Origin of the sequence: Xanthomonas sp. NCPPB 2866 (assembly GCF_041475745.2) — a bacterium.
In the GTDB taxonomy this organism is placed as follows: Bacteria; Pseudomonadota; Gammaproteobacteria; order Xanthomonadales; family Xanthomonadaceae; genus Xanthomonas; species Xanthomonas arboricola.
Window position 1 is genome coordinate 1,500,232 of record NZ_CM192975.1, and the last position, 25,420, is coordinate 1,525,651.

A 25,420-nucleotide genomic window follows, 5' to 3' on the forward strand; every position below is an offset into this window, starting at 1 on the left:
ACGCCGCTGCGAACGGTCTTGGCGGATGCGGACAATGAGCCGCATCCGCAGTGCAGGGCCGAGGAACGCCACTGCGCCCGTTTGCCGCACTGCGCTGCGGCCGGGCACACCATTCAACGGCCGCGCCAATCGGTGATGGCCGCCCAACCCTGGAAAACCACACCATGAGCAAGATCGCCTTTATCGGCCTGGGCAATATGGGCGGGCCGATGGTCGCCAACCTGAGCAAGGCCGGGCACCAGCTGCGGGTGTTCGATCTGGTGCCCGCTGCGCTGGACGCGGCAGTCGCTGCCGGCGCGCATGCCGCCAGCTCCGCACACGACACCCTGGCCGACGCCGAGATCGTGATCTCGATGCTGCCGGCCAGCCGCCATGTCGAAGCGCTGTACCTGGGCGAGGCCGGGATTCTGGCGCAGATTCCCGAAGGTACCCTGGTGATCGACTGCAGCACCATCGCACCCGCCAGCGCACGCAAGCTCGCCGCCGAGGCGCAGGCGCGTGGCCTGGCGGTGCTGGATGCGCCGGTCTCCGGCGGGACGGCGGGTGCGGCGGCAGGCAGCCTGACGTTTATCGTCGGCGGCGCCGCGCAGGTATTGGAGCGCGCGCGGCCGGTGTTGCAGGCAATGGGCAAGAACATCTTCCACGTCGGCGACAACGGCGCCGGCCAGGTCGCCAAACTGTGCAACAACATGGCGCTGGGCGTGATCATGGCCGCCACCGGCGAGGCGCTGGCGCTCGGCGTTGCGCAGGGGCTGGACCCGGCGGTGCTGTCGCAGATGATGGCGGTCAGCACCGGGCGCAGCTGGGCCACCGAAGTGTGCAATCCGTGGCCGGGCGTGTTGCCCAGCGCGCCGGCATCGCGCGGTTACAGCGGCGGCTTCGGCAACGATCTGATGCTCAAGGACCTGGGGCTGGTCGCCGAATCCGCAGTGCAGGCGGGCGTGTCGATTCCGCTCGGCGAGCTGGCACGCAATTTGTACGCGATGAACAGCCAGGCCGGCAACGGTGCGCTGGATTTTTCCAGCGTGATCAAGCTGGTGGCCAAGGTTTGAAGCTGCGAGCAAAAGTGTCTACGCCGACCGTCAAGTAGGTGCGGCTGGAGTGGTGATTCGTCTCTGTCTGGAGAGTTGATCGAACTGGGGCATCGGCGGTAGAGCGAATGATCTGCGGCTTGGCTGCAGGGCCCTTGCCCGCCCACCATCGCGGGACACGCCGCAAGTACGTCCATGTAGGCTCTTACGCGGCATCCTTGCCGCGTAAGGTCCCGCGACGGTGGGCGGGCAAGGACCAGTCGAGTTGATCGGTGTGCATGCTTTTTTTTCAATAACACAGCCAGCAAACTGTCTGACGCGGTGAGGGCACCGCGCACTCGACGCTGTGGTTTTGCTGCAGGGCCCTTGCCCGCCCGCCATCGCGGGACACGCCGCAAGTACGTCCCTGTAGGCTCTTACGCGGCATCCTTGCCGCGTAAGGTCCCGCGACGGTGGGCGGGCAAGGGCCAGTCAAGTTGATCGGTGTGCATGGTTTTTTCAATAACACAGCCAGCAAACTGTCTGATGCGGTGAGGCCACCGCGCACTCGACGCTGTGGTTTTGCTGCAGGCCCTTGCCCGCCCACCGTCGCGGGACACGCCGCAAGTACGTCCGTGTAGGCGCTTACGCGGCATCCATGCCGCGTAAGGTCCCGCGACGGTGGGCGGGCAAGGACCAGTCACGATGGTCGGTACGCACGGTTGCAAGCAGGGGCAGGCGGTGCATGCAGCGCAGCCGTCCGACGAGGTGCGGTCTGATCGGCTTCTTTCTATCGAGCAACGTCACTGCCAATACGACATCACTCCACCCGCTAACGAAAGCGGGGGTTGCCGACACGTTGCCGCCATCGCTGCGGCGTTCGAGAGGTTCTGTTGGCCGCCCCAAGTCGCTATCCGGCCTGGGCAACAAGGTGCGGCGCCGCGCTCGCGTGATGTGATGTCATCACGCCCGGGTGTAATAGTCTCCGCCATCGCGTGCGCCTAAGGTGCGCGCATTGCACGAGGCCACCGCATCCATGGGACACGACCACAACCACGCACCCAGCGACATCCGCCACGAGACACCGCTGTGGTGGGCGCTAGGACTGACCGCCACGTTCCTGCTGGCGGAAGTCATCGGTGCGTTCATCACCAACAGCCTGGCGCTGCTGTCCGACGCCGCACATATGGCCACCGACACCGTCGGCCTGATGATCGCCCTGCTTGCCGTGCGCCTGAGCCGTCGTCCTGCCGATGCGCGCCGCACCTATGGCTATGTGCGGCTGGAAGCGCTCGGCGCGCTGGCAAACGGCGCGCTGTTGTTCGCAGTCGGCGCCTACATTCTGTGGGAGGCCGCGCAGCGCTTCCGCGCACCGCAGGATATTTCCTCCAGCGGCATGCTGCTGATCGCCGGCTTCGGCCTGGTGATCAATCTGATCGCCATGAAGCTGCTGCACGCCGGCAGCGGCGAGAGCCTCAACGTCAAGGGGGCCTACCTGGAAGTCTGGAGCGACATGCTTGGCTCGGTGGCGGTGATCATCGGCGCGTTGCTGATCCGCTGGACCGGCTGGCAATGGATCGACCCGGTGCTGGCCGTGCTGATCGGCTTGTGGGTGCTGCCGCGCACCTGGGTGCTGCTGCGCGAGGCGATCAACGTGCTGCTGGAAGGCGTGCCCAAAGGCATCGATCTGCCGCAGGTGCAGCAGGCGCTGAGCAGCTACCCCGGCGTCGAAGACGTGCACGACCTGCATGTCTGGGCACTGGCCTCCAGCACGCCCGCACTCACCGCACACGTGGTGGTCAGCGAAACCACCGACCGCGACCGCCTGCGCGACGCCCTCGCCGAGCTGCTGTACGCGCGTTTCGAGATCACCCACGTCACCCTGCAGGTGGAGAGTGGCGACTGCGGCACCGAGCCGTGTGGCGCGGCGCCGGTCGGGCAAGGCTCCGCGCATGACGATCACCGTGGTCACGCGCATTCGCATGGCGGCCACGCGCACTGACGCGGACCACGCCGCCAGTGGGCTTGTTGTCTGATCGGCGGTGGCATGGCGTTGCCTGGAGCAGCGCCCAGCCAGGTCATCGGGTCCGATCCAGGGGAGAACCGTCCTGCTTCCTGGCTGCCGCCCAGGCCGTATGATCGAGCCGGGGAAGACTGCGAGGCCGGCGGCGCGATGGCGGTACAGATCGAACAACGCAACGAACGCATCGCCGCGCTGATCGCCGAGGCGGGCGCGGCAGCATCGGCGGGGCAATGGCAACAGGCCGAGCAATTGTGGACACAGGTGCGCCAGTTGGCGCCGACGCACCCGCAGGCCTTGTACAGCCTGGGCGTGCACGCCTACCAGCGCGGCGATGCAACGGCGGCGCTGGAATACCTGGCAGGCGCACGCGCAAGCAGCCCGGGCGATCCGATGATCGTGCTGACCATTGCGGTGGTGAAGCAGGCGCAAGGCGATGTGGATGGCGAATGGCAGGCCATCAGCGCGGCGCTGGCGCTGGATGCGTACTTCCTGCCCGGGCTGCTGGCAAAGGCCGCATTCCTGCAGGCACGCGGCCGTCCGCGCGCCGCCGCTAGTGTCTATCGCGATGCGCTGAAGGTCGCGCCGCCAGAGCCGCAATGGCCGGCGGTATTGCGTCGCAAGCTGGCCCTGGCCACGCAGGCAGTGGAGCAGGACACGCTTGAGTTGGAGGCGCAATTGCGCGCCGTCCTGGACGCTCCTGGCATCGCTTTGGACGCCGCACTCGCAGGACGCTGGGCGGAAGCGGCCGCGATCGCATGCGGGCGCAGTCGCCCGTTCCATTCCCAATCCAACCGCTTGTACATCCCGCGACTGCCAGCCCTGCCGTTTCACCCGCCGGACGCGTTTCCCTGGATCGCTGCAGTACAGCGTCAGACCGAAGCGATCGCGCAGGAACTGCGCGCCGTCATGCACGAGGACAAGGGCGGCTTTGCGCCCTACATCGCCTACGCGCCGGACCAGCCGGTCAACCAGTGGAAGGACCTCAACCATTCGCCGGCATGGAGTTCCTATCCGTTGTGGGCACATGGACAGCCGGTGGATGAACATCTGCGGCAGTGCCCGACAACCGCCGCCGCGTTGGCATTGGTCGATGCGGCGCAGATCGACGGCGTGTGCCCCAACGCGATGTTTTCGGTGCTTGCGCCGCAGACGGTCATTCCGCCGCACCATGGTGAGACCAACGCACGTCTGGTGGCGCATCTTCCGTTGATCGTGCCCGAGGGCTGCAGCTTCCGGGTCGGTTACGACTGGCGGCAGTGGGAGGTCGGCAAGGTGCTGGTGTTTGACGACTCGATCGAACATGAGGCGCGCAACGCGAGCGCGCAGCTGCGTGCGGTGCTGATCTTCGATGTCTGGAACCCGCTGCTGAGCCAGGAGGAGCGGCAGATGGTCAATGCCATGGAGACGGCGATCGCGCGCCACCGTGCGGGATGAGGTGGTGCCGGTAGTCGGCCGGTTCAGTCCGCAGGCGTGATGCCGAACCGGGCAAGCGTGGCGCGCAACGGAGCGAGCTGGGTCGCGTAGGGCTTCCAGCGTCCGGACGCATCGCCATGCAGGGGCTGGCGCACCTGCCAGTAGCTGGCTGTCCTGACGGCTCCAGGCGCCTTGTGGAAATCCAGGCAATCCGGTTCCCAGGGCAACTGCAAAAAGTCCAGCAGTGCACGCAGGCTGCGTTCCGGCGCGGCGACGAACGCGTCATAGTCGAACGTGTGGATGCTGTCCGGATACAGCGACAGCCAATGCGCCATCAGTCGCTGGTAGGCGGCATAGAAATGCCCGATGTCCTCCAGCCGGCCCGCATAGTCAAAGCGTTGTGGATTGAGCTGCTGCATGAAGATCGACAGCCCGTTGTCCAGCGGGTGACGACGTGTGTGCACGATCCTGGCCGCCGGAAACAGCTGCTTGATCAGCCCGATCAGCAGAAAGTTGTCGGGGCGCTTGTCGGTGATGTAACGCAGTTGCGCATGCCGGGGAATGGCCGCAGCCACGCGTTGACGATAGGCCGCGGCCAGCTGCGCCAGCGTGTGCGAGGACAGATGCTGCGCGGCTTGCGGGAATGGCGACAGCGACTGTGCAACCAGTCGCGGCAGCGCATCCAGTTCGCCCCCGGCGGCAATGCACGAGTGGCGCGACAAGGCCTGTTCGATCAAGGTGGAGCCGGAGCGGAACATGCCGCAGATAAACAGTGCCGGCACCGCGTCGCCGACAGCATCCATGGGCGGTGGCTGGGGCGCGTCGCTTGCATCGGCAAATACCGCAGCGATGCTGTCGAACTGCTGCTGTGTGCGGATCGGGTCGTAGCGCCGCGCATGTGCATGACCATGCCGGTTGGCGGCACTGGCCGCAGCGAATGCCTGGTTGTGCAGGCTGAGGCGGTCGTAGGCATGGGCCACTGCATGCAGCAGCGTGGCCGTCAACGCAGGATCCTGCCCCGCGACCGAGCCTGCTTGCGCAAGTGCGAGCAGGCGTGTGTCCTGCGCATGCGTGGGAGGATCCAGGTGCAGCAGGCGTGCGGTGGCTTGCAGCTGCAGCGCCCGTGTCTGGGCATCGACAGGAGGATTGGCGAGCAGCCGGCGATAGGCGGCGACCGCCTGGTCGCGTGCGCCCAGCTCTTCCTGCAGGTTGCCCAGATTGAGCAAGGCCGGGGCGTAGTCCGGCCGGCACTGCAGTGCCAGATCGAGTTCCTTCAGCGCTGCGGCCTCCTGATGAAGATGGTCACTCAGCAACGCGGCGCGATTGAGGTGGATCTGTTCCGGCAGTGCGGCACCGCATTGCAATGCCTGCGCATAAGCGTCCAGTGCGGCGGATGCCTCGCCGGTCTGGCGCAGCAGATATCCCAGGTTGTACCAGGCATCGGCGCAGCGGGGCTGCGCTTGCAGGATGCGGCGATAAGCGGCGATCGCCTGCGCCAGATGGCCTTGTTGCAGTAAGCGTGCGGCGTGCTGCAAGGACGGGTCCAAGGCGTTTTCCAGGCATTCTTGCAGCGGGTGGGAGAACTGCAGCTTAGGCGGCGCCAGCGGTGCGTTCAATCGTCCCGCGGCCGGACGGTGATGAGCGGTCTTTCCTGCACTCGCCGCTTGCCTTGTATGCTCTGCTGCAATCGACGAGTGAAGATGCGCGCATGCACAAGCGAGTGGTGTTGGGGCTGACGGTGTTGAGCTGCGCCTGGGCGGCATCGGCGCAGGACGTGCCGACGCATCGCTGCGCCGCAGTACTCGATCCCTTGCCGCGGCTGGCCTGCTATGACGCCAGCTTCCCGCCAACGCAGGCGGTGCGGGCGGCGGAGGCGGACAGGGCAGTCAGGGCATTCGGCCGCAGCAGCCAACAGGCCTCGGCAGCGACAGGCGCGCAGCAGTCAGCGCCTGCGCAACTCACCGCGAAGGTGCTTGCAGTGGCGTATCAGCCAGACGGTACGCGCATCGTGTCGCTGGACAGTCGCCAGCGTTGGGCGCTGACGGAAGCGACCAGTCGCGGACCGCTGGCCGAGGGCGAGATCGTGGTGATCCGCAAGGCCGCAATGGGAAGCTACATGCTGGTCACCGCTGCCGGTGTGGCACTACGTGCCCGCCGCATCGACTAGCCAGGCCGCCGACGGCATCGCAACAAACAGAAGGAAACGAATGACTGAGAGACAGCTGCGCGCACTGTTGCACAACGGGTATCAACTGCTGCGTCAGGGACGTTATGCCGAGGCAGCCGTGTTCGCCGACCGCGCCTGCGCAGAGCAGCCAGGCAATGCGCATCTGCTGGAGCTTGCCAGCGAAGCCCGGTTGGCCAACGGCGATCCGCAGGCCGCAGCCGACCGCATTGCACAGGCTGCGGCGGTTGCAACGTCACCGCTCCCGCTATTGATCAAACACGCCAGTTTGCTGCTGCAGCTGCGTCGCCGCCGCGAGGCCCGGATTGTCGCCGGCCAGGCACAGGCGCTGGCCGCCGCCGACGGCGCTGCATGGTGGCGGATCGGCGCGCTGTACAGCGGCTGCCACGAGGTGGCGGCCGCCCGTGATGCGTACCGGCATGCGATGACATTGCTGGGAGAACAGCCCGGCTTGCTGTACGACCTCGCCACCATGCAGTTCTTTGGTGGCGAATTCGATGCGGCTGAGCGCACCCTGGAGCGGCTATTGCAGCTGGCGCCCGGCACGGGCGATGCCTTGTACCTGCGCGCCACGCTCCGGCGTCAGACCGGGCAGCACAACCATCTGGACGATCTGCGTCACCGCTTGACCACGCTATCGGAACCATCCGCTAGAGCGGCCGGCCTGTACGCCCTGAGCAAGGAGCTGGAGGACCTGGGCCAGCATGCGGAGTCGTTCGAGACATTGACCGCCGCAGCGGCCTGCAAACGCAAGACTTTGCAATACGACGTTGCTGCCGAGTGTGCGCATATCGCCCAGGTGCGCGAGGCGTACGACCCGGCTGCCTTGCGCGCACTGCAGCCCGGTCATGCGGGCGAGGGGGCGATCTTCATCGTCGGTTTGCCACGCTCCGGCACCACTTTGCTGGAGCGCCTGCTGATCCAGCGCGGCGGTGCACGCTCGGCCGGAGAGCTGATGGATTTCGGAGCGTTGCTCGGCAGTGCGACCTCCGGCGTACTGTCGACCAATCCCGAACTGACCGCCGCCCAGGCATCGCTGCAGATCGATTTCGCGGCGCTTGGGCAGGAGTATCTGCGCGGCGCCCGTGAGCTGGTGCACGACCATCCGGTGTTCATCGACAAGCTGCCGGTCAATTACCTGTATTGCGGCATGATTGCCGCCGCGCTGCCACGCGCACGCATCATCCATCTGGTGCGCGATCCGCTGGACACCTGTTATGCGATGTACAAGACGTTGTTCTACAACGCCTATCCGTTCTCGTATGCGCTCGATGAGCTCGCGGATTACTACCTGGCCTACCAGCAGACCATGCGGCACTGGCATGCGGTGCTGCCCGGTAGCATTCTCGACGTGCACTACGAAGAGTTGGTGCGCGACACCGACCAACAGATCACGCGGGTGCTGAGCTGGTGCGGGCTGGCGCGCAGTGACACCATCGCCGAACTGGAGCATGTGCCGTTCGTGACTGCGAGCGCGGCGCAGGTGCGTGGCGATGTCCATCAACGCTCGGTGCATAGCTCTCGGCGGCATCTGGACGGACTGCTGCCAGTGTTGACGCGACTTCAGGCAGCTGGCGTGATCGTGCCCGGCGTCGAAGTGGTGTAGCGATTGGCGCTGGCCGATCCACCGGTCCAGTCCTCCGAGTGAGCGCGCCGCCGGCTTGCGAGCGACGAGCAACACACGTGGCGGCATCGAGCCCTACATCAGACACCGGCGGCAAAGGGCCACTTTTCCCTGACTTCCGCACTGTTTTGGGGATTCGTCGCACCGATTCGGAGCGTTTCTGAATGGCGCTTTAATTCTCCTCAACGTGGTCTTAACATCGGGTTGGCAACGTTTTTCGGGCGCTCTTTCGTCCGGCCGTTCGCCAGTGTGGAAGCGCAGTTTGATGCGCTTGCCAACAACGTCGCAGCACGTGCCGGCATTGCCTCAGATGCCGATGCAGTGCGTCGCGCTCACCCGTTCGAACTTCTCGGAGAGAGAGATGAGATTGAAGACCACCAAGCTGCGCGACGCCATCCGGGTATCGCTCACGGTTGGCGCTGCCGCATTTGCCCTGTCGGGAACCGTGATGGCGCAGGAGCAGCCCTCGACGGAACTCAAGAGCCTGGACGCGATCAGTGTCACCGGTACGCGCATCAAGAGCCAGACGATGACTGCCTCCAGTCCGGTGGCAGAGATCAACAAGGAAGAATTCCAGTACACCGGCTCGACCAAGGTCGAAGATCTGATCAACCAGTACCCGCAGCTCTCGGCGAGCTTCGACAACTTCGCCAACAATGGCTCGCAGGGGTATGCGACCGTCGATCTGCGTGGATTGGGCGCGCAGCGCACCTTGACCCTGGTCAACGGCAGGCGCATTCCCAAAGGCATCGGCGAGAGTCCGGACATCAGCATCATTCCGGCAGCGCTGGTGCGCCGCGTGGACATCCTGACCGGCGGCGCCTCGGCGGTGTACGGCTCCGATGCCGTCGCCGGCGTGGTCAATTTCGTGCTCGACGACGAGTTCGAAGGTGTCAGTGTCGACATGGGCTACAACGCCTACCAGCACGACAACGGCAACACCTTGATGCGCGGTCTGATGGACGACGCCGGTTACGATTATCCGACTGGAAACTCCGGTTTCGACGGCATCTCCCGCAATGTGGATTTGGCCATCGGCGGCAGCTTCGGCGAGGCGGGGCATGCCACCGCATGGGCCACCTGGCGCGAAAACGATCCACTGCTGCAGGGCCAGCGCGATTACTCCGCATGCGCATTGAGCAACCGCGGCACCGCCTGCGGCGGCTCTGCCACCGCAGATCCGGCCAACTTCTATGTCGTCGCTCCGTCGGCTGGCGCGTTCTACGTGCAGCCTTCAGCCGGCGGCACCTGGTCGCAGGTCGCATCCCCGAACCTCTACAACTTCGCGCCGTTGAATTACTACCAGCGTCCGGACACGCGCTACACGGCCGGCACCAACATCAAGTACGAGGTCAACGAGCACTTCAAGCCCTATCTCGAAACCTTGTTCGTCAACCGCAAGAGTTCGACCCAGATCGCGCCGTCGGGTGCGTTTTTCACCGACCTCAACGTCAACTGCGCCACCTCGGTGATCGGCAGCCTGTGCAACGATGTGGGCATTACCGACGACGAGTTCACCGTCTACGTGGCCAAGCGCAACGTCGAAGGCGGCCCGCGCATCACCGACTCGGATACCAACAGTTTCAGCATCACCACCGGCGCCCAGGGCGACATCAACGACAACTGGTCGTACGACGCCTCGTTCACCTACAACCGCAGCACCACCAAGTCGGAAAACAGGAACGACTTCGTGACCACGCGCGTCCGCGATGCACTGCTAGGCTGCCAGCCTGGTTCGTTCGATGGTTGCGTGCCCTACAGCGTGTGGACCGACAGTGTCACCGCAGCAGAGGCAGAGGCATTGCAGGGCGTGGGTATCGTCAACTACGAAACCTCGATGCGCGTGTTCAACGCCTATGTGACCGGCAATTTCGGCTACAGCCTGCCGTGGGCCGGCGATAATCCGATCAGTCTGGTCGGTGGTGTCGAGACCCGCAACGAGACCTTCAAGCGGGTGGCCGACAGCAACATGCAGACCGGCAACTTCACCGGCCTGGGTGGCCCGACCTCCAATGTGTCCGGCGACATCGGCGTCAAGGAACTGTTCCTCGAAGGCGCGGTGCCGCTGGTGGCGCAGGCCGGTAGCCTGGATCACCTCGACATGCAGCTTGGCTATCGCTACTCGGACTACGACACCTCCGGTGGCGTGAGTACCTACAAGGCCGGTCTGGGTGCAACATTCGTCGATGGCAAGTACCACCTGCGCGCCGGCTGGAACCGTGCGATCCGCGCTCCGAACGTGACCGAGCTGTATAACGAAAATACGATCGCGCTATGGAGCGGTAGCGACCCGTGCGCCGGTGCCAATCCGGTCTTCACCCAGGCCCAGTGCGCCAACACCGGTGTGACTGCGGCGCAATACGGCCGCGTTGCAGCCAACCCGGCCGGCCAGTACAACGAAATCGGCGGCGGCAATACGACATTGCAGCCGGAAACGGCCAACACCTGGACCGTCGGTTTTGCCGCCAGCCCGATCAAGGGGCTCGATCTGAGCGTGGATTACTACGACATCAAGATCGACGACGCGATCCGCAGCATCGGCTCGTCCAACATCCTCACCGCATGCGGCGTGACCGGTAATGCGGATATCTGCAGCCGCGTGCGCCGCAATGCCACAACGGGCGATCTGTTCCGCGGTAGCGACCCGGACGTGTCCGGTCTGATCCTCAATTCCCAGGATAATTTTGGTTCGCTGCATTTCCAGGGCGTGGATCTGACCGCATCGTATGCCTGGAGCGTTGGCCCCGGGCGCCTGACCGCCTCGATGATGGGCAGCTACGCCATCAAGCAGGAGTACGAGCCGGTTCCGGGGGTGCAGGAAGTGACCTACGACTGCGCGGGCGTGGTCAACGTGGCCTGCAACAGTGCCGAATGGCGGCATGTGCTGAGCACGCGCTACAGCTTCGATCGCTACACCGTCGGGTTGCGCTGGCGTTATATCGGTGAGCTGGATTACCAGAACACCGACGGCACCCGTGGCACAACCGACGTACGCCTGGTGAACCAGGACAACAAGGTGTCGGCGTACAACTACTTCGACCTGTCCGGTTCGATGCAGTTGGGCGATTACGTCACCTGGACCTTGGGCATCAACAACATCGCCGACAAGGAGCCGCCGCTGGTGGGCGGCAGCCTGACCTTCAACGGCAACTCGCTCGCCGGTTACGACCAGGCGGGCCGTTACTTCTTCACCAGTGTGGGTCTGCGTTTCTGAGTGACTTTGCAAGCTGGTAAAAACAACGGCGAGCCTTGGCTCGCCGTTGTTGTTTGTTGCCTGCGACAGCGTGTGTCGATGGCTCGCCGCGCTGCAACCTGCGGATCACCCCAGTCGCCGATCGCCCCCCGCTTGCGTGGCTGATCGACGTCGAGGACAGCGTCGACGGCTCACTCCACCGGTTCACGCAGCAACGGCGACTGCCAGCCCGGGCGCGGCGCGAAACGCTCGCCATAGCGCGCCTGCAGTGCTTGCAGACGTGCCAGCAAGGCGTCGGCGCCGACACTGCGGATGTGCTGGATCGGGCCACCGCGGAACGGGGCAAAGCCGGTGCCGAAGATCACGCCGGCGTCGAGCAGATCCGCGTCGGCCACCACGCCGTCGTGCAGGCAGGCGACCGCTTCGTTGAGCAGCGGCAGGATCAGGCGATCTTCCAGGTCTGCCGGCGCCTCGTAGCCGCTGGCGACCTCGGGCTTGACCGCGCGCCCGTTCTCCCACTTGTACAGGCCCTGGCCGTCCTTCTTGCCGCGCTTGCCCGGCTCTACAGTGGCCAGCGCCGCCGGAATCGGCAGGTGCAGGAACGGTGCGAGCTCTGCGCCCACGCCGGCGGCAACGTCCAGCCCCACCGTGTCGATCAGTTCGATCGGCCCCATCGGCATGCCGAACTTCACCGCGGTCTTGTCTAGCACCGGGCCCGGTACGCCTTCGGCATAGGCGGTGGCCGCTTCGAGCAGGTACGGGAACAGCACGCGATTGACCAGGAAGCCCGGCGTGCCGGCCACCGGTACCGGGAACTTGTCCAGCGCCTTGCAGAATGCCGCCAGGCGCGCGACGTTGGCCGGATCCAGCCCGTCGTGCTGCACAATTTCCACCAGCGGCATCATCGATACCGGATTGAAGTAGTGCAGGCCGGCAAACTGCGCCGGGCGCTGGATATGCCCGCGGAGCTCGGTCAACGGAATCGACGAGGTGTTGGTGGTCAGCAAGGCATCGGGCTTGAGCTGCGGCTCGATGGACTGATACAGCTCGCGCTTGGCCTGCGGGTTCTCGATGATCGCTTCGATCACCAGGTCCGCCTGCGCCACGCCCGCGCCGGCCAGGTCGCCACGCAGGCGCGCCGCCACCGCCGGCCGCTTGGCCTCGTCCTTGACGCGCTTGGCGAACAACTCGCCGCCGCGGCCCAGCGCCGTATCGATGAAGCGCTGCTCGCGATCCTGCAGCGTTACCTCGAAGCCCTTGTACGCCGCCCAGGCCGCGATATCGCCGCCCATCACGCCGGCGCCGACCACATGCACATGGCGGATCGGAGCCAGCGCCGCAGCGCCGGCATCCTTGCCGCCCAGCGCCTTCAGGCGCTCGGTGAGAAAGAAGATGCGGATCAGGTTGCGCGCGGTCGGCGTGCTGGCGAGCTTGATCACCGCCTTGCGCTCGGCCGCCAGGCGCGCCTGGATGCCGCTGCCGCCGGCGCGTTCCCACACGTTGATCAAGGCGTAGGGCGCCGGGTAATGCTCCTTGCGCGCCTTGCGTGCGACCTGCTTGCGCATCTGTGGCGCCAGCAGCTTGCGCGCGAGCAAGGTGTTGGTGGCCCACGCGGTGGCGCGCTGCTTGAACGGGCGTTTGCTGCCGGTGAGCGCCAGTGCGGCGGCGACATCGACCAGCACCGCGGGCGCGGCGACCTTGTCGACCAGGCCCATCGCGCGGGCGGCCTTGGCCGCGACGGTGCGACCGGTCAGCATCAGGTCCATCGCCGCCGGCGCACCGATCAGGCGCGGCAAGCGGGCGCTGCCGCCCCAGCCGGGGAAGATGCCGAGCTTGGTTTCCGGCAGGCCGATGCGCGTGCCGGCATCGTCGGAGGCCACGCGATACCGGCAGGCCAGCGCAATCTCGGTGCCGCCGCCCATGCAGAAGCCATGGATCGCCGCCACCGTGGGGCAGGGCAGTTCGGCCAGCTTCTGGAAGACGCTCTGGCCGCGATGGATCGCATCGTTGACGGTGCCCTTGCGGTCGAATTCCTGGAATTCCTTCAGGTCGGCGCCGGCGATGAAGCCATTGGGCTTGCCCGAGCGCAGCACCACGCCCTTGGGCGGGTCCAGCGCCAGACGTTCGACCAGCGCGCCCAGTTCGAGCAGCACCTCCTGCGAAAACGCGTTGACCGGTGCGCCCTGACGATCAAGGCTGAGCACCACCACGCCGTCCTCGCGCAGGTCGGCCTGCCAATGGCTGAATCGGAGCCCGTCGAAACCTGGAAGCATGCGTCTGGCCGTCCGGAGATATAAGGAAAGGTCGTTATCATCCAGAGGTTGTTTCCTTCACGTCAAATACCCATACCTGTCGGCAGGGCGGCGCGCGCCTCGTGCGAGGCGTCGCCAGTGGCGCATCGGTGCAGCTAGTCTGATGCGTGACGATCGTCCGGATCGGTATGAACTTTTCTTTTCAATGGTTGTCTCATTGCCCGACTTCGGTGGGCTGACAGGAGTGCGGCCCGACATGGCCGAAGTCGATACACCTCAGGAGCTGGACCTGGAACTGGTCCGGCGTGTGCAGCGCGGCGAGAGCGCAGCGTTCGATGTGCTGGTGCGCAAATACCAGCACCGCATCGTTGCGTTGATCGGGCGCTACATCGCCGACTGGAGCGAGTGCCAGGACGTGGCCCAGGATACGTTTGTGCGCGCCTACCGCGCGATCAACAGTTTCCGCGGCGACTCGCAGTTCTATACCTGGTTGCACCGCATTGCCGTCAACACTGCCAAGAACCATCTGGTTGCGCACAACCGCCGTCCGCCCACCGACGATATCGAGATCAGCGATGCCGAACAGTTCGATGGTGCCACCCGCCTGCGCGATACCGACACTCCGGAGCGCGAATTGATGCGACAGGAGCTGGAACAAACGGTGATGCGTGCGGTCCAAGCCCTACCGGAAGAACTTCGGTCGGCCATCACCCTGCGCGAGGTGGAGGGGCTGAGCTACGACGAAATCGCGCGAAAGATGGATTGCCCGATCGGAACGGTGCGCTCGCGGATCTTCCGGGCGCGCGAGGCCATCGACATCGAGCTGCGGCCTCTGTTGGAGACCGAAAGCGCCACCCGTGAGCGACACCGTGTATGAGCCATAACCCTGCCATGTCCACCACCGACAAGTTCGAGCGTCACTACCGCCAGCAGCTGTCTGCGCTGGTGGATGGCGAATTGAGCGCCGACGAGTCGCGCTTCCTGCTGCGCCGCCTAGCCCACGACGAGGAACTGGCCGGCTGCCACGAGCGTTGGCAGCTGTGCGGTGATGTGCTGCGCGGCGCGGCCAGCGCGCCGGCACCGCTGGATTTTGCCGCGCGCGTGCGCAGCGCCATTGCCGACGAGCCCGTGCCGCAGGCGCAGCCATCCACGCGTCCGGCCACGCGCTGGCGCTGGGGTGGTGGCGCAGCGATCGCGGCATCAGTCGCTGCAATCGCCCTGTTCATGGCGCGCGAGCGCCTGCCCGAGACCGTGCCGCCGGCCGAGCAGGTCCCGGTGTTCGCCACGACGGCGCAGCTGCCGGCGGCCACGCCGGCCCCCGCCACGCCCGCAGCACCGAAGGCTCCGGCCCAGCCCGGCCCGGCCGCTCCCGATGAGGTGGCCGCGCTGGCCGCAGCGGTGCCGGCCGCCGCGCTGGCATCCACGCGCCGTGGCGCGGCCACACGCAACCAGCAGGTCGCCCGCAGCGTCGCTTCGCGTCAGCAGCAGGCGCCAACCCGCATGCTGGCGTCCGCTGCTCCCGCGTCGACGACGGCCACGGCCACGGCCAGTGCTGCAGCGCCATCGAATCCGTTCACGCATCCGGATACCACCTTGCAGGCACGCCCATGGCCGCGCGCGGCGCTGTCCGGTGCCGGTGAAAGTCCGCTCAATGCCAGCTTCCGCCAAGGCGGACAGGGCACCGCGTTCTATCCGTTCGAGCCTGCGCCGCAGGGTGTTGCCAGCCCCGCGCCCAACCGGCCGCTGCCGGTGCAGCCGCCGCAGGATTGATGTCGCCGCCGATCTTCATCCGTTCGGCGCCCTCCCTCCCGTTATCGTGCCGGACCCCTGCAGTGGCAGGGGCTTTGGCCCCTGTCGCCCTGCCATCGGAGGCAACCTGATGAACCATCGCATTCGCACCCAGATGTTCGGCCTGATCGCCATGACCCTGCCGCTGGCCGCCTGCGCGCAGCAGTCCGCGCCCACGGCCAAGGATGTTGTTCCGATTGCCGCCAACCGCAGCGCCACCCCGGCTCCGCAGCTGGTGGCCGGCTTGCCGGACTTCACCAATCTGGTCGAGCAGGTCGGCCCGGGTGTGGTCAATATCGAAACCACCATCACCCGCAAGGACGCCATGGCGCGCCAGCGGCGCGGTGGGCAGGACGGCGGCGCGATGCCCGGCGACGAGCAGATGCCGGAATTCTTCCGCCGCTTCTTCGGGCCGGATTTCCAGATGCCGGGCGGGCCGCGGCAGGGGCCGGGCCAGGGCGGCGATGACGATGGCGGCATCGCCGGCAAGTCGATGGGCTCGGGCTTCATCATTTCCGCCGACGGCTATGTGCTGACCAATCACCATGTGGTCGATGGCGCCAGCGAGGTCACCGTCAAGCTGACCGACCGCCGCGAGTTCAAGGCCAAGGTGGTCGGCAGCGACGAGCAGTTCGACGTGGCGCTGCTCAAGATCGAGGCCAAGGGCCTGCCGACGGTACGCCTGGGCGATTCCAACACGCTCAAGCCGGGCCAGTGGGTGGTGGCGATCGGCTCGCCGTTCGGTCTGGATCACTCGGTCACCGCCGGCATCGTCAGTGCCACCGGGCGCAGCAATCCGTATGCGGACCAGCGCTACGTGCCCTTTATCCAGACCGACGTGGCAATCAACCAGGGCAACTCCGGCGGCCCCTTGCTCAACACGCGCGGCGAGGTGGTCGGCATCAATTCGCAGATCTTCTCCGCGTCGGGCGGCTACATGGGCATCAGTTTTGCGATCCCGATCGACCTGGCCTTCAGCGCTGCCGAGCAGATCAAGGCCACCGGCCATGTAAGCCGCGGCATGCTGGGCGTGGCGGTTGGCCCGATCGACTCGCTCAAGGCGCAGGGCCTGGGCCTGCCGGATACGCGCGGCGCGCTGGTCAACGACATTCCGCCCGGCAGCCCCGCCGCCAAGGCCGGAATCGAGGTGGGCGATGTGATCCGCGCCGTCAACGGCAAGCCGATCGATGTCGCCAGCGATCTGCCGCCGATGATCGGCCTGATGGCGCCGGGCACCAAGGTCAACCTGGACGTGTTGCGTGATGGCAAGCCGCGCAAGGTGGCCGTCACCCTGACGACGCTGGACAACCCCGCCGGCAACGCCGCCCCGCGTACCGCGGCCGAAGACGCCAAGCCCAGCGCCCCGGCCAGCGTGGAACTGCTCGGCCTGCAGGTCGCCGATCTCACCGCTGCCGAGCGCAGCCGCCTGGGCCTGGAGGCCGGCGAGGGAGTGCGCATCGCCTCGGTGACCGGCGCGGCAGCACGCAGCACCCAACCGCCGCTGTCGCCGGGCCTGGTCATCGCCCGCGTCGGCCGCACCAAGGTCGGCAGCGTCGCCGACCTCAACCGCGCCCTGTCCAGCTACAAGAAGGGCGACGTGGTCATGCTGCTGGTCACCGACGGCAAGGCGACCAGCTATGTGGCCTTGAAGGCCGGCGGCTGAGGGAAGCCGGGATTCGTCATTGGTGATTCGGGATTGGCAAAAGCAGGCTCCTGTTCGCGGGTGCCTGCTCTTGTTCTGCCTTTTCGAATCCCCAATCCCGACTCCCAAATCCCGGCTCCAAAGCGTGCGATAATGCTGCGTTACCCTGACGACGGCACCGCCGGCGCCCACCTCAATGTCCTCTGATTCAATGCGGAATATCCGCAACTTCTCCATCATCGCCCACGTCGACCACGGTAAATCCACCCTGGCCGACCGGATCATCCAGCTGTGCGGCGGCCTGCAGGCGCGCGAGATGGAGGCCCAGGTCCTGGACTCCAACCCGATCGAGCGCGAACGCGGCATCACCATCAAGGCGCAGTCGGTGTCCTTGCCGTATACGGCCAAGGACGGGCAGGTCTACCACCTGAACTTCATCGACACCCCCGGGCATGTGGACTTCTCCTACGAGGTCAGCCGCTCGCTGGCCGCCTGCGAAGGCGCGCTGCTGGTGGTGGATGCGGCCCAGGGCGTGGAAGCGCAGTCGGTCGCCAACTGCTACACCGCGGTGGAGCAGGGCCTGGAAGTGGTGCCGGTGCTCAACAAGATCGACCTGCCGACCGCCGACATCGAGCGGGCCAAGGCCGAGATCGAAGCGGTGATCGGCATCGACGCCGAAGACGCGGTGGCGGTCAGCGCCAAGACCGGTCTGAACATCGATCTGGTGCTGGAAGCGATCGTGCAGCGGATTCCGCCGCCCAAGCCCCGCGACACCGACAAGCTGCAGGCGCTGATCATCGACTCCTGGTTCGACAACTACCTGGGCGTGGTGTCGCTGGTGCGCGTGATGCAGGGCGAGATCAAGCCGGGCAGCAAGATCCTGGTGATGTCCACCGGCCGCACCCATCTGGTCGACAAGGTCGGCGTGTTCACGCCCAAGCGCAAGGAGCTCGCCGCGCTGGGTGCCGGCGAAGTGGGCTGGATCAACGCCTCGATCAAGGACGTGCACGGCGCACCGGTCGGCGACACGCTGACCCTGGCGGCCGACCCGGCGCCGCATGCGCTGCCCGGTTTCCAGGAAATGCAGCCGCGCGTGTTCGCCGGCCTGTTTCCGGTCGATGCGGAGGATTACCCGGATCTGCGCGAGGCGCTGGACAAGCTGCGCCTGAACGATGCGGCGCTGCGCTTCGAGCCGGAAAGCTCCGAAGCGATGGGCTTTGGCTTCCGCTGCGGCTTCCTGGGCATGCTGCACATGGAGATCGTGCAGGAGCGGCTGGAGCGCGAGTACAACCTCAACCTGATCTCGACCGCGCCGACCGTGGTCTACGAGGTGCTCAAGACCGACGGCAGCATCATCCCGATGGACAATCCATCCAAGCTGCCGCCGCTCAATAACGTGGAAGAGATCCGCGAGCCGATCATCCGCGCCAACATCCTCACCCCGCCCGATTACGTCGGCAACATCATCACCTTGTGCGAGGAAAAGCGCGGCACCCAGATCGGCATCAACTACCTGGGCAGCCAGGTGCAGATCAGCTACGAGTTGCCGATGGCCGAAGTGGTGCTGGATTTCTTCGACAAGCTCAAGTCGGTCTCGCGCGGTTACGCCTCGCTGGATTACCACTTCCTGCGTTTCGATGCCGGCCCGTTCGTGCGCGTGGATACGCTGATCAATGGCGACAAGGTCGATGCGCTGTCGATCATCGTGCACCGCAGCTACGCCGACCGACGCGGCCGCGAACTGTGCGAAAAGATGAAGGATCTGATCCCGCGGCAGATGTTCGACGTGGCGATCCAGGCCGCCGTGGGCTCGCAAATCATCTCGCGCTCCACGGTCAAGGCGATGCGCAAGAACGTGTTGGCCAAGTGCTATGGTGGCGACGTTTCGCGCAAGAAGAAGCTGCTCGAAAAGCAGAAGGAAGGCAAGAAGCGCATGAAGCAGGTCGGCCGCGTGGAGATTCCGCAGGAAGCCTTCCTGGCTGTCTTGCAGATGGATAAGTAGCAGGGATTCGGGAGTCGTGATTGGGGATTGGCAGCGACTTGCCAGCCCGTCATCTTTGCGAATCCCCAATCTCCAATCCCAAATCCCGTTCCGAAGGAACATCAATGAAATGGTTTGAAATCGCCCTGGTTGTGTTGACGCTGGGCACCGGCTTCATCTGGCTGCTGGACAAGCTGTTCCTGGCCAAGCGCCGCGCGGCACGCGCCGGTCTGCTGGACAGCGAGCCGGCGATCATCGACTACTCGCGCGCCTTCTTTCCGGTGCTGGCGGTGGTGTTGATCCTGCGCAGCTTCGTGGCCGAGCCGTACAAGATTCCGTCCAGTTCGATGATGCCCAATCTGCTGATCGGCGATTTCATCCTGGTCAACAAGTTCGCTTACGGTTTCCGTCTGCCGATCACCAATACCAAATTCATCCCGACCGGCGAGCCCAAGCGCGGCGACGTGGTCGTGTTCAAGCCGCCGCATGCGCCGGACCAGAACTGGATCAAGCGCGTGGTGGGTCTGCCGGGCGACAAGATCGGCTTCCACGGCGATACGCTGTACATCAACGACAAGCCGATGCGCTACACGGTCAAGGGCGAATACATCGGCAAGGGCAAGGGCGCCGAGATGACCGGCACCACCTTGCTGGTCGAGGATTTGCCGGGCCGCACCCACACGGTGCTGGAGTGGGTCGATCGCAACATGCCGGCCGGGCAGGGTGACTGGACCGTGCCGGCGGACAGCTATTTCGTGATGGGGGATAATCGCGACAACAGTGAAGACAGCCGGTTCTGGACCCAGACGCACTTCCTGCCGGAAGCCAACTTGCGCGGCAAGGCGTTCCTGATCTGGCTCAATTGCGAAGGGTGGTTCTGCAAGGGGAGTTTCGATCCGTCGCGGATCGGGACCGGAATCCAGTAATGCACGCACGGCGTGCCGGGGGAAGCACAATGAAGCGCAAGCAGAGCGGTATGACGTTGACGTCGTTCGTGGTGGTGCTGGCGGTGGTGGGGTTCGCGCTGTACATCGGAATGAAACTGTTTCCGATGTACCAGGAATACTATTCGGTGCGCACGGCCATGAAAGGCCTGGCCAAGGAACCCGACAGCGCCAACATGGATCCGTCCAAGTTGCAGGATCTGTTCTTTCGTCGGCTGTACATCAACTACTCGGAAAACGTCAAGAAAGAGGATGTCAAGTTCGAGCGCGTCGATGGTGGCTGGCGCATGAAGGTCAATTACGAAGTTCGCCGCGAATTGATCGGCAATCTGGATGTCGTCGGTAAATTCGAGACGTCCCAGGACATGACGGGACGTGGTGGCGAATAGGACTTTCCAGCGCGGCGATCCGATCGGACATGCGTTTGCCGATCCGGGATTGCTCGCCCAGGCGCTGCGACACCGCAGCGCCGGGACACCGCATAACGAACGACTGGAATTTCTCGGCGACGGCATCGTCAACCTGCTGGTCGCCGAAGCGCTCTACCAGCGCTGGCCCAAGGCCGACGAAGGTGCATTGACCCGCGCGCGTGCCGAACTCGTACGCGAAGGGGCGCTGGCGGTGATCGGCCGCACCCTCAATCTGGGCGAGCGGCTGACGCTGGGGCCGGGCGAGCTGAAATCCGGCGGTCATCGACGCGATTCGATCCTGGCCGACGCGGTCGAGGCGATCGTCGCGGCGATCTATCTGGACTGCGGCTTCGAACGCTGCCGCGCGGTGGTGCTGCCGTGGTTCGAGCCCTCGCTGGCGGCGCTGCCGGTGGGCAAGGCCGAGAAAGACCCCAAGACCCGGCTGCAGGAATGGCTGCAGGCGCGGCAGCTGCCGTTGCCCACCTACGCGCTGATCAGCGAAAGCGGCGACGAACATGCCAAGCAGTTCCACGTCGCCTGCATCCTGGAACAGCCCGTCGCCCGCGCCGAAGGCCAGGGCAGCTCGCGTCGCCTCGCCGAGCAACAGGCGGCCACCCTTGTCATCGCACAGCTGGATTCCAACACGTGAGCGAAACCTCTTCCCCCCACCGTAGCGGCAGCGTTGCGGTGATCGGCCGGCCCAATGTCGGCAAGTCCACCCTGACCAACGCCCTGGTTGGCGCCAAGGTCAGCATCGTGTCCAACCGGCCGCAGACCACGCGCCATCGGTTGCTGGGCATTGCCACCTTTCCCGAAGGGCAGCTGGTGCTGGTCGACACGCCCGGACTGCATCGCGAGCAGAAGCGCGCCATGAACCGGGTGATGAACCGCGCCGCGCGCGGCTCGCTGGAAGGCGTGGACGCGGCAGTGCTGGTGATCGAAGCCGGCCGCTGGGACGACGAAGACACCCTGGCCTTCAAGGTCCTGAGCGACGCCGGAGTGCCGGTGGTGCTGGTGGTCAACAAGGTCGACCGGCTCAAGGACAAGACCGCGCTGTTCCCGTTCCTGGCCCAGGTCAGCGAAGGCCGCACCTTCGCTGCGGTGCATCCGGTGTCCGCGCTCAAGCGCAAGGGCCTAGAGGCGCTGGTCGGCGACCTGCTCAAGCTGGTGCCGGAGGCCGAAGCGATGTTCGGCGAGGACGAGATCACCGACCGCAGCCAGCGTTTTCTGGCCGGGGAACTGGTGCGTGAGCAGTTGATGCGTCAGCTCGGCGAAGAACTGCCGTATGCCACCACGGTGGAGATCGAACGCTTTGCCGAAGATGGCGCGCTGCTGCGCATCGGCGCGGTGATCTGGGTCGAGCGCGAAGGCCAGAAGGCGATCGTGATCGGCAAGGGCGGTACCCGCCTGAAGGACATCGGCGGCAAGGCGCGCCTGCAGATGGAGCGACTGTTCGGGGCCAAGGTATTCCTGGAGACCTGGGTGCGCGTGCGCGAAGGCTGGTCGGACGACGAAGCGGCATTGAAGGCGTTCGGATACGAGTGAGGCCCTGGCTGGCGCCAGTGCCAGTGCAGTGCTGATAACGTGCTGACAGCCTGTCGATGCGGTCGCCGGCACCGGCACGGACATGGGGCTGCAATGCAAGCGATGTCCCGATGCACCGGATGGCGCCTGGCCATTGCGGCGGCTGCCGTCGACGGTTGCGACCAACTGCGCTGCCGGCAGCGGCTCACGGCGGACATCGCTGCTGGCCGCTCTTGTGTCCTGCAATCGCGCTCCTTGCCGCATAACAGACCATGCTGATCGAACACGAACGCGGTTTCATCCTGCATGTGCGGGCCTGGCGCGAGACCAGCCTGCTGGTGGAAGTGCTGACCGAGCAGCATGGCCGGGTCGGGCTATTGGCGCGTGGGGTGCACGGACCTCGCAAGCAGGCCTTGCGGGCCGCGCTGCAGCCACTGCAGTTGATCCAATTCACTGCGGTGCAACGCGGCGAACTGGCCCAGCTGCGTCAGGCCGAGGCGCTGGACACCGCCCCCCGCCTGGCGGGCGAATCCATGCTGGCCGGCTTCTACATCAGTGAACTGCTGCTGCGCCTGGCGCCGCGCAACGACCCGGTGCCAGAGTTGTTCGATTGCTATGCGCAGGCGCGTGCGCATCTGGCATCCGGCCTGCCGCTGGCCTGGGGGCTGCGCCAGTTCGAGCGCGATGTGCTCGATGGCCTGGGCTTTGCGTTCGATCTGCAGCACGACCGCGACGGTCAGCCGATCGACCCGGCGGCGCGTTACCGGCTCGATCCGCAGGAGGGCGCGCTGCGCGTACTGAGCGAGGCGATGGCGCAGGACCGGCGCGACACCGTCACCGGTGCGGCGCTGCTGGCGCTGGGCCAGGACGTCATGCCGGCGGTCGACGACATGCCGGGCCTGCGTCGCAGCATGCGGGGCGTGCTGCTGCATCACCTGAGTGGACGCGGGCTCAAATCCTGGGAGATGCTCGAGGATCTGGCGCGGCGGCGTTGAGGCGCGCAAAGCGGGTAACCAATCTGGCGAGTGGTGGTCGACTACGCGTTGGGGTCCAGGCGAACTCGCTGCGCACGCGGGGTGCCCGATGTCACCTGTCCATCGCTAACGCTGCGCCGGGCCCAGGGACACCGCTGCAGTCCTCCTTCAGTGCAGCAGTGCAGCCACCGCCGCATGGAACTGGGTCTGCGCCGTGCTGGAATGCGGGTCGCCGCGCAGCAGGCGCACTGCGCCGGCAAGCCGTGCCGCGCCGACAAAACCGCAGCTGGCCTGCAGCCGATGCAGATGGCTGCGCAGTGCCTGATCGTCGCTGACCTGCAAGGCCGAATCCACCGCGTCGCGGGTGCCCGGCAACTCGGCCAAGAACAATTCGCGCAGCGCGTTGAGATGGTGTTGCTGGCCGTTGAGCGCGCTGAGCGCGGCCGCTTCGTCCCAATCGCTGGCGGCAATGTCGACCACGCCCACCGGCGCCACGCTGTAGCGGCCGCGCGCCAGTCCGCGACGCACCGCCTGCAGCAGCCGCTCGGAGGTCAGTGGCTTCACCAGTAGTTCCAGAAAGCCATCGGACTGCAGGCTGCGTTGCATGACCATGCTGGTGTCCGCGGTATGGGCCAGTGCAGGCACGTCCGGGTGCAGCAGGCGCAGTGCGCGCAGCAGGCCGCTGCCGGTGCCATCGGGAAGATTGACGTCGATCAGCCACAGGTCGTGGCGACGCTCGCGCGCACGGTCCAGTGCCGACGACAGCGAGTCTGCACAATCCACATGGGCGGGAAGACCTTCCAGCACCGCCTGCAGAAAGCCACGGCTGATCGGGTCGTCCTCTACCAGCAAGAGGCGTGGTTGGGGTTCCTGGCGTGTCGCCATGTTCATGCTGCCTCCTTGTCAGCGATGCCGCGTCCTAGCAGCCGCGTGCAGCGGAAGTGTGCCTGTGTTTGCGGGGCGCGACAATTGTTCCACCGCGCGAAGCGGCCGGGATCGGTCGCATCTGCGACAATACGCACCCTTTTTGCCCGCAGCTCGTCGCCACGTGGCCAGAACCCGAAACCGCTTCGACCGTACTCCGTTCCAGACCGCGATCACCGACCTCAGCCACGACGGACGCGGCGTGGCCCGCCGCGACGGCGAGGGCGGCAAGGTCACCTTCATCAGTGGCGCCTTGCCCGGTGAGCTGGTGCGGGCCGAACCCACCGCGCGCAGCCGGCATTTCGACGAGGCCAGGACGGTGGAGGTGCTGGAGGCATCGCCGCAGCGGGTGACCCCGCGCTGCCCGCATTTCGGCGTCTGCGCCGGCTGCGTGCTGCAGCATCTGGACGAGTCGCAGCAGATCGTGGCCAAGCAGCGCGTGCTGATGGACAACCTGGAGCGCATCGGCCACGTCACCCCACAGGCGATCCTGCCGGCACTGGTCGGCGATAACTGGGGCTATCGGCGCAAGGGACGCTTTTCGGTCCGTCGCGTTGAAAAGAAGGACAAGACCCTGGTCGGCTTTCGTGAGCTGGATCCGCGCTTCGTGGCCGATCTGTCGGTCTGCTACACGGTGATCCCGCAGATCGGCGAGAAGATTCCGCAGCTGGCGGCGCTGGTCGAAGGCCTGGATGGCAAGCGCGACATCCCGCAGATCGAATTCATTGCCGGCGACGAGGCGGTGGTGTTGACCATCCGCCATCTGCAGCCGCTCAGCGAGCGCGACCTGCAGGCGCTGACCGCGTTCGCCCAGGCGCACGGCTTTGCGATCTTCCTGCAGCCCGGTGGCGTGGAGAGCGTGCATCCGCTATGGCCGCAGGAGGTGCCGCTGTCGTTCCGCCTGCCGCAGTGGGATGTGGAGCTGGCGTTCCGGCCGCTGGATTTCATCCAGGTCAACGCCTCGCTCAACCAGAAGATGATCGCGCATGCGCTGGCGCTGCTCGACGCCGGGCCGGACGACCGCGTGCTGGACCTGTTCTGCGGGCTGGGCAATTTCACCCTGCCGCTGGCGCGCGGTGTGCGCGAAGTGGTCGGCGTGGAGGGCGATGCCGGGCTGGTGGCACGCGCCCGGGACAACGCGCAGCGCAACGGTCTGACCAATGCGCAGTTCCATGCGGCCGACCTGACCCAGGACCAGCGCAACGCGGCGTGGATGCGGCAGGGCTTCGACAAGCTGCTGCTGGACCCGCCGCGCTCGGGTGCGCTGGAAGTGTTGCAGCAGCTGCCGCTGAAAAAATTCGAGCGCATCGTCTATGTGAGCTGCCACCCCGGCTCGCTGGCGCGCGACGCCGGTTACCTGGTCAACGAGCAGGGCTTCACGCTCAAGGCCGCTGGCGCGATGGACATGTTTCCGCATACCGCGCATGTGGAGAGCATCGCGGTGTTCGAGAGGCGGTGATTGGGGATTGGGCATTGGGGATTCGCAGGAGCGCATTTCCTAAGCCCGCCAGTTAGCCGCTGTGACCAATCCCC

General features: G+C 65.8%; 19 protein-coding genes. 16 read left to right on the forward strand and 3 right to left on the reverse strand.

Features of this window, described 5'->3' with window-relative positions:
* The first annotated feature begins 149 nt into the window (after positions 1-149).
* The 3 genes from mmsB (at position 150) to ACCQ04_RS06450 (ending at position 4,467) form a co-directional block, all read left to right on the forward strand.
* Entirely contained in the window at positions 150-1,052 is a 903-nt protein-coding gene (mmsB, locus tag ACCQ04_RS06440) for a 3-hydroxyisobutyrate dehydrogenase (RefSeq protein ID WP_226427124.1), read from the forward strand.
* 994 nt (positions 1,053-2,046) lie between these two features.
* Complete coding sequence (locus tag ACCQ04_RS06445; protein ID WP_372358709.1) at positions 2,047-3,012, forward strand: cation diffusion facilitator family transporter; 966 nt, start codon at positions 2,047-2,049, stop codon at positions 3,010-3,012.
* 171 nt (positions 3,013-3,183) lie between these two features.
* Positions 3,184-4,467: an aspartyl/asparaginyl beta-hydroxylase domain-containing protein gene (locus ACCQ04_RS06450; protein ID WP_372358710.1), complete on the forward strand. Its 1,284-nt coding sequence runs from the start codon at positions 3,184-3,186 to the stop codon at positions 4,465-4,467.
* 23 nt (positions 4,468-4,490) lie between these two features.
* Here the strand turns inward: ACCQ04_RS06450 and ACCQ04_RS06455 are convergent, their stop codons facing one another.
* The gene (locus ACCQ04_RS06455; RefSeq protein ID WP_372358711.1) at positions 4,491-5,993 is read right to left on the reverse strand and encodes a tetratricopeptide repeat-containing sulfotransferase family protein; all 1,503 of its coding nucleotides are present in this window, start codon (positions 5,991-5,993) and stop codon (positions 4,491-4,493) included.
* A 161-nt stretch (positions 5,994-6,154) separates the two neighbouring features.
* Here ACCQ04_RS06455 and ACCQ04_RS06460 point away from each other — a divergent pair, with 161 nt between their 5' ends.
* The 3 genes from ACCQ04_RS06460 (at position 6,155) to ACCQ04_RS06470 (ending at position 11,469) form a co-directional block, all read left to right on the forward strand.
* Complete coding sequence (locus tag ACCQ04_RS06460; RefSeq protein WP_372358775.1) at positions 6,155-6,613, forward strand: hypothetical protein; 459 nt, start codon at positions 6,155-6,157, stop codon at positions 6,611-6,613.
* A 40-nt stretch (positions 6,614-6,653) separates the two neighbouring features.
* Complete coding sequence (locus ACCQ04_RS06465; RefSeq protein ID WP_372358712.1) at positions 6,654-8,237, forward strand: tetratricopeptide repeat-containing sulfotransferase family protein; 1,584 nt, start codon at positions 6,654-6,656, stop codon at positions 8,235-8,237.
* A gap of 379 nt (positions 8,238-8,616) precedes the next feature.
* Positions 8,617-11,469: a TonB-dependent receptor gene (locus tag ACCQ04_RS06470; RefSeq protein WP_226426647.1), complete on the forward strand. Its 2,853-nt coding sequence runs from the start codon at positions 8,617-8,619 to the stop codon at positions 11,467-11,469.
* Positions 11,470-11,639: 170 nt separating this feature from the next.
* Here the strand turns inward: ACCQ04_RS06470 and ACCQ04_RS06475 are convergent, their stop codons facing one another.
* Positions 11,640-13,721 (reverse strand): 3-hydroxyacyl-CoA dehydrogenase NAD-binding domain-containing protein, encoded by a 2,082-nt coding sequence (locus tag ACCQ04_RS06475; RefSeq protein WP_226426646.1) that lies wholly within the window; start codon positions 13,719-13,721, stop codon positions 11,640-11,642.
* 235 nt (positions 13,722-13,956) lie between these two features.
* Here ACCQ04_RS06475 and rpoE point away from each other — a divergent pair, with 235 nt between their 5' ends.
* From rpoE to recO, 9 genes are all read left to right on the forward strand, one after another.
* Positions 13,957-14,577, forward strand: coding sequence for an RNA polymerase sigma factor RpoE (rpoE, locus tag ACCQ04_RS06480; protein WP_016903799.1), 621 nt, complete (start codon positions 13,957-13,959; stop codon positions 14,575-14,577).
* A complete protein-coding gene (locus ACCQ04_RS06485) occupies positions 14,574-15,470 on the forward strand; it encodes a sigma-E factor negative regulatory protein (RefSeq protein WP_226426645.1) in 897 nt (298 codons plus the stop codon). Before rpoE ends, ACCQ04_RS06485 begins: the two co-directional genes overlap by 4 nt.
* Before the next feature lie 109 nt (positions 15,471-15,579).
* Complete coding sequence (locus ACCQ04_RS06490; RefSeq protein WP_184431776.1) at positions 15,580-17,151, forward strand: DegQ family serine endoprotease; 1,572 nt, start codon at positions 15,580-15,582, stop codon at positions 17,149-17,151.
* A gap of 190 nt (positions 17,152-17,341) precedes the next feature.
* Entirely contained in the window at positions 17,342-19,132 is a 1,791-nt protein-coding gene (gene lepA, locus ACCQ04_RS06495) for a translation elongation factor 4 (protein ID WP_024938035.1), read from the forward strand.
* A 104-nt stretch (positions 19,133-19,236) separates the two neighbouring features.
* Positions 19,237-20,037, forward strand: coding sequence for a signal peptidase I (lepB, locus tag ACCQ04_RS06500; protein ID WP_011036465.1), 801 nt, complete (start codon positions 19,237-19,239; stop codon positions 20,035-20,037).
* Positions 20,037-20,444 (forward strand): DUF4845 domain-containing protein, encoded by a 408-nt coding sequence (locus ACCQ04_RS06505; RefSeq protein WP_024938034.1) that lies wholly within the window; start codon positions 20,037-20,039, stop codon positions 20,442-20,444. Before lepB ends, ACCQ04_RS06505 begins: the two co-directional genes overlap by 1 nt.
* The gene (gene rnc / locus ACCQ04_RS06510) at positions 20,434-21,114 is read left to right on the forward strand and encodes a ribonuclease III (protein WP_039511552.1); all 681 of its coding nucleotides are present in this window, start codon (positions 20,434-20,436) and stop codon (positions 21,112-21,114) included. The genes ACCQ04_RS06505 and rnc overlap by 11 nt, the downstream gene beginning before the upstream one ends.
* Positions 21,111-22,010: a GTPase Era gene (era, locus tag ACCQ04_RS06515; protein ID WP_024938032.1), complete on the forward strand. Its 900-nt coding sequence runs from the start codon at positions 21,111-21,113 to the stop codon at positions 22,008-22,010. Before rnc ends, era begins: the two co-directional genes overlap by 4 nt.
* Before the next feature lie 251 nt (positions 22,011-22,261).
* On the forward strand, positions 22,262-22,984 hold the full coding sequence (gene recO / locus ACCQ04_RS06520) for a DNA repair protein RecO (RefSeq protein ID WP_046342104.1): 723 nt from the start codon (positions 22,262-22,264) through the stop codon (positions 22,982-22,984).
* A gap of 147 nt (positions 22,985-23,131) precedes the next feature.
* Here the strand turns inward: recO and ACCQ04_RS06525 are convergent, their stop codons facing one another.
* A complete protein-coding gene (locus ACCQ04_RS06525) occupies positions 23,132-23,854 on the reverse strand; it encodes a response regulator (RefSeq protein ID WP_024938030.1) in 723 nt (240 codons plus the stop codon).
* 157 nt (positions 23,855-24,011) lie between these two features.
* On the opposite strand from ACCQ04_RS06525, the gene rlmD reads away from it, so the two are divergent.
* A complete protein-coding gene (rlmD, locus tag ACCQ04_RS06530) occupies positions 24,012-25,346 on the forward strand; it encodes a 23S rRNA (uracil(1939)-C(5))-methyltransferase RlmD (RefSeq protein WP_372358713.1) in 1,335 nt (444 codons plus the stop codon).
* Positions 25,347-25,420: the final 74 nt, after the last annotated feature.